The organism is Actinoallomurus acaciae (assembly GCF_042429965.1).
Taxonomy (GTDB): domain Bacteria; phylum Actinomycetota; class Actinomycetes; order Streptosporangiales; family Streptosporangiaceae; genus Actinoallomurus; species Actinoallomurus acaciae.
Map to the genome: position 1 here is coordinate 1 of NZ_JBHLZP010000731.1, position 3222 is coordinate 3222.

Here is a 3222-nt window from a genome sequence, read left to right on the forward strand (position 1 = left end):
CGGGTCGACGACCTCCGCGCCGAGTCCGGCGCAGAGGCGCCTGCGGCCGGGGTTCGGCTCGCTGACCACGACCCGCCGGGCGCCGAGACGACGGGCGGCCAGCACGACCGCCTGGCCGATCGGCCCGCCGCCGATCACCAGGACGGTGTCGGTGCCGGTGACCTGCCCGCGCCGTGCCGCGTGGTGTCCGACGGCCAGCGGCTCGATCAGGGCGCCGTACTCCTCGGGCATCGACTCGGGCAGCGGAACGACGTTCGCGGCGGGCACGGCGACGTACTCGGCGAAGGCCGAGGACAGCGTGGGATCGACCCCGATCACCCGTTTGGCCGGACAGCGCTGTTCCGCGCCCGCCGCGCACGACGGGCAGCGGCCGCAGGAGAGGACGGGGTTGAGGGTCGCGAGCCGTCCCGGCGGCAGCGAGACGTCCGCGCCGACCGCGGCGATCCGGCCGACGTCTCGTGGCCCATCACCTGGCCGGGCACGCGGCGGCCGTTCTCACCGGTGAAGCCGTGCAGGTCCGACCCGCAGATCCCGGTGGCGATCGTGCGGAGCAGTACCTGGCCGGGGCCGGGCACCGGCGTCTCGCGGTCCGCGACGACCATCGCGCCGAAGTCCTTCAGCACCAGCGCCTTCACGCGAACACCACCTCTTTCAACCGGTCGAACAGTTCGTCGATCTGCCGTCGGGTCTCGGCGTCGAGGTGGAAACCCAGCGGCGCCCGCGCCCGCGTGTCGGGCAGCACCCCCTGCCGTACCAGCAGGTGCTTCTCGAACACCACGTACGAGTCGAGGCTGGACACGGGGGAGAGCAGCGGGCTCAGCGCCTCGTTCACGGCGCGTACCCGGGTGTGGTCCCCGGCCTCCAGCGCCCGCCACAGTGCGCTGATCGCCCAGACCAGGTCGGGACCGGGCATCGTCCCCGCGACGCCGCGGGCGAAGCTGTCGGCGAGGGCCGCTCCGCCGCTGCCCTCGAACGCCCGCGCGCGGCCTCCGGTGGCGTCGCGCAGGGCGCTCAGCCTCGGCCCGACGGGCACGGCCTCGGGCTTGAACAGTATGCGGCCCGGGCCGTGGTCGGTGAGCAGCCGGGCCTGGAGGCCGAGCGGGATCGGGAGTCCGACATAGCCACTGGCGTCCTGGACGATCAGCGGCAGTCCGGTGGCGCCGAGGATCGCGCGGAAGTACGACTCGACCTCGGCGTCTTCCGCGACGGCGGTGAGCGGCGGGACCGCCATGACGGCGTCCGCCCCCGCGTCCTCGGCGGCGCGGGTCAGCCGCAGGGCGACCGGGGTGCTCTCCGTTCCCACGCTCACCACGACGGGCACCCGGCCGGCGACCTGCTCGCAGACCAGGGCCGCGAGGTGCTCGCGCTCGTCGGTCGCCAGCCGAAGGATCTCCGAGACCATCGCGATGACGACGCCGTCGGCTCCCTGGGACAGGACCCATTCCACCTCCGCGCCCAGCGCTTCTTCGTCGATCGACCAGTCCGGGCCGAACGGTGTGGCCAGGACGGGGAGCACACCGCGCAGCGCGGCGGGGCCTGTCATCGAGCCTCCCAGCGAGGTCGTTCTGCTATACAGAACAGCTTTCTCTATCACCGAAACGCTAGGTCGCGAATCCGGACGGTGTCAACGTCGGCCGTGGCGTCGTTTGACACCACTTTTCTTGGCTGGACATCCTTGTTCGGTGGTAGCGAACGAACTCGACAAGCGGTACGAGGTGCGGAGCGTCAGCCGTGCGGTCGAGATCCTGGAATGCCTGACCGAGCCCGGCGACGGGCTCACGGTGACGGAGATCGCGCGACGCGTCGGCGGGGCCAAGAGTGCGGCCTTCTCCACTCTGCAGACCCTGGCGGCGCACGGGTTCGTGGCCTCGCAGGGTGAGGGGGCGCTGCGCCGCTACCGGCTCGGCCTCGCCCTGGCCAGGCTGGGGGAGCACGCGATCACCCAGGTGTCGTTGCGCGACGTCGCGATGCCGGTGCTCCAGGAGCTGACCGCCGAGACGGGACTCTCCTCGCGTGTCGCGGTGCCCGAAGACGGGTTCGCGGTGATCGTCGGGCGCGCCGACCCGCCCGGGGCGGTCCGGTTCGACCTGCACATGGGGCACCGTGAGCCGCCGCACTGCACCGGTCTGGGCAAGGCGATGCTGGCGAGCCTCGGGGAGGAGCGGGCGCGGGAGATCATCGAGGCGAACGGCCTGCCGGCCCGCACTCCGCGCACGATCGTCGATCCGGCCGCGCTCCTGGCGGACCTGGCGGAGGTTCGCCGACGCGGCTACTCGGTCGACGACGAGGAGGACGCCGAGGGGATCTTCTGCGTCGGCGCGGTGATCAACGATCACCGTGGCGAGTGCGCGGGGGCGATCAGCGTGACGGGGCTCAAGCTCGACCTGCCGGTGTGGCGCATCCACCAGATCGGGGAGACGGTGCGCGGCCACGCGACGCGGATCACCCGGTTGCTCGGCGGGCGGCGCTGAGGGCTTCGAGCCGACCGGCGCCGGAGGCCGGCGCGCCATCGTCTAGCCTTGTGTGCCGAAACGTCCGAAATTAGGCGAACATCGTTCTCTCTTACCGAACATCGGAGCTGATGTGATCGTCGACGTGCACAGTCACGCGTTCGGCTGTCCCGACCACTTCCCCGGCGACCTCCTCGCCCAGGCCGGCCGCTCGCGTCCCGGCGAGGTCGGCCTGACGGTGCGGTGGAGTGAGGGGCTGCGCGGTATCAAGAAGATGCCGATGTACGCGGGGTCCGACCCGGACGACGAGGCGTTCGACCCGCTGTGGAGGTACGCGTCCGACGAGGGCCTGCCCGTGCTCCTGCGCACCGGGACCACGTGCGCATCGCAGGCGCCGATCGAGTACGCCCGCCCGATGCTCGCCGACAAGGTGGCCCGCCGCTACCCGGAACCGCGCATGATCCTCGCCCACCTCGGCCACCCGTACGAGGGCGAGCGCATCGCGGTCATCCGCAAGCACCCGAACGTCCACGCCGACGTCAGCGCTCTGCACTACCGGCCCTTTCAGCCCTGGCGTGCGCTGATGCTGGTCCAGGAGTACGGCGAGCGCCTCATCGACCGCGACGCGCTGACGCTGCTGGGGCCGGCCGCCGGGGCCGAGCGATGAGCGGTGACCTCGCCGCCGCGCTGCGGACGGCGGTGCCGGGCATGGCCGTGCTGGACGACCCCGACGTGCTGGCCGCGTACCGGGCGGACCAGGCGCCCGGGCTGC

The 3222-nt window shown here is 72.4% G+C and carries 3 protein-coding genes and 1 pseudogene; 2 read left to right on the forward strand and 2 right to left on the reverse strand.

The annotated features are described in order from the left end of the window. Together ACFFNX_RS45880 and ACFFNX_RS45885 are read right to left on the reverse strand one after the other, a co-directional pair. Positions 1–602: pseudogene (locus ACFFNX_RS45880) on the reverse strand (zinc-dependent alcohol dehydrogenase); the annotation flags it as partial. A 29-nt stretch (positions 603–631) separates the two neighbouring features. Further along, on the reverse strand, positions 632–1543 hold the full coding sequence (locus ACFFNX_RS45885; protein ID WP_378212625.1) for a dihydrodipicolinate synthase family protein: 912 nt from the start codon (positions 1541–1543) through the stop codon (positions 632–634). A 139-nt stretch (positions 1544–1682) separates the two neighbouring features. On the opposite strand from ACFFNX_RS45885, the gene ACFFNX_RS45890 reads away from it, so the two are divergent. After that, positions 1683–2471 carry an IclR family transcriptional regulator gene (locus ACFFNX_RS45890; protein WP_378212626.1) on the forward strand — a complete coding sequence of 263 codons (789 nt, stop codon included), beginning with the start codon at positions 1683–1685 and terminating at the stop codon, positions 2469–2471. Between the two features lie 112 nt (positions 2472–2583). Then, entirely contained in the window at positions 2584–3117 is a 534-nt protein-coding gene (locus tag ACFFNX_RS45895; RefSeq protein WP_378212628.1) for an amidohydrolase family protein, read from the forward strand. The last annotated feature ends 105 nt before the right edge of the window (positions 3118–3222 follow it).

Bases quoted from the DNA above. Each gene is read 5' to 3' on its own strand.
- ACFFNX_RS45885 (WP_378212625.1), bottom strand. From the start codon at position 1,543: ATGACAGGCCCCGCCGCGCTGCGCGGTGTGCTCCCCGTCCTGGCCACA.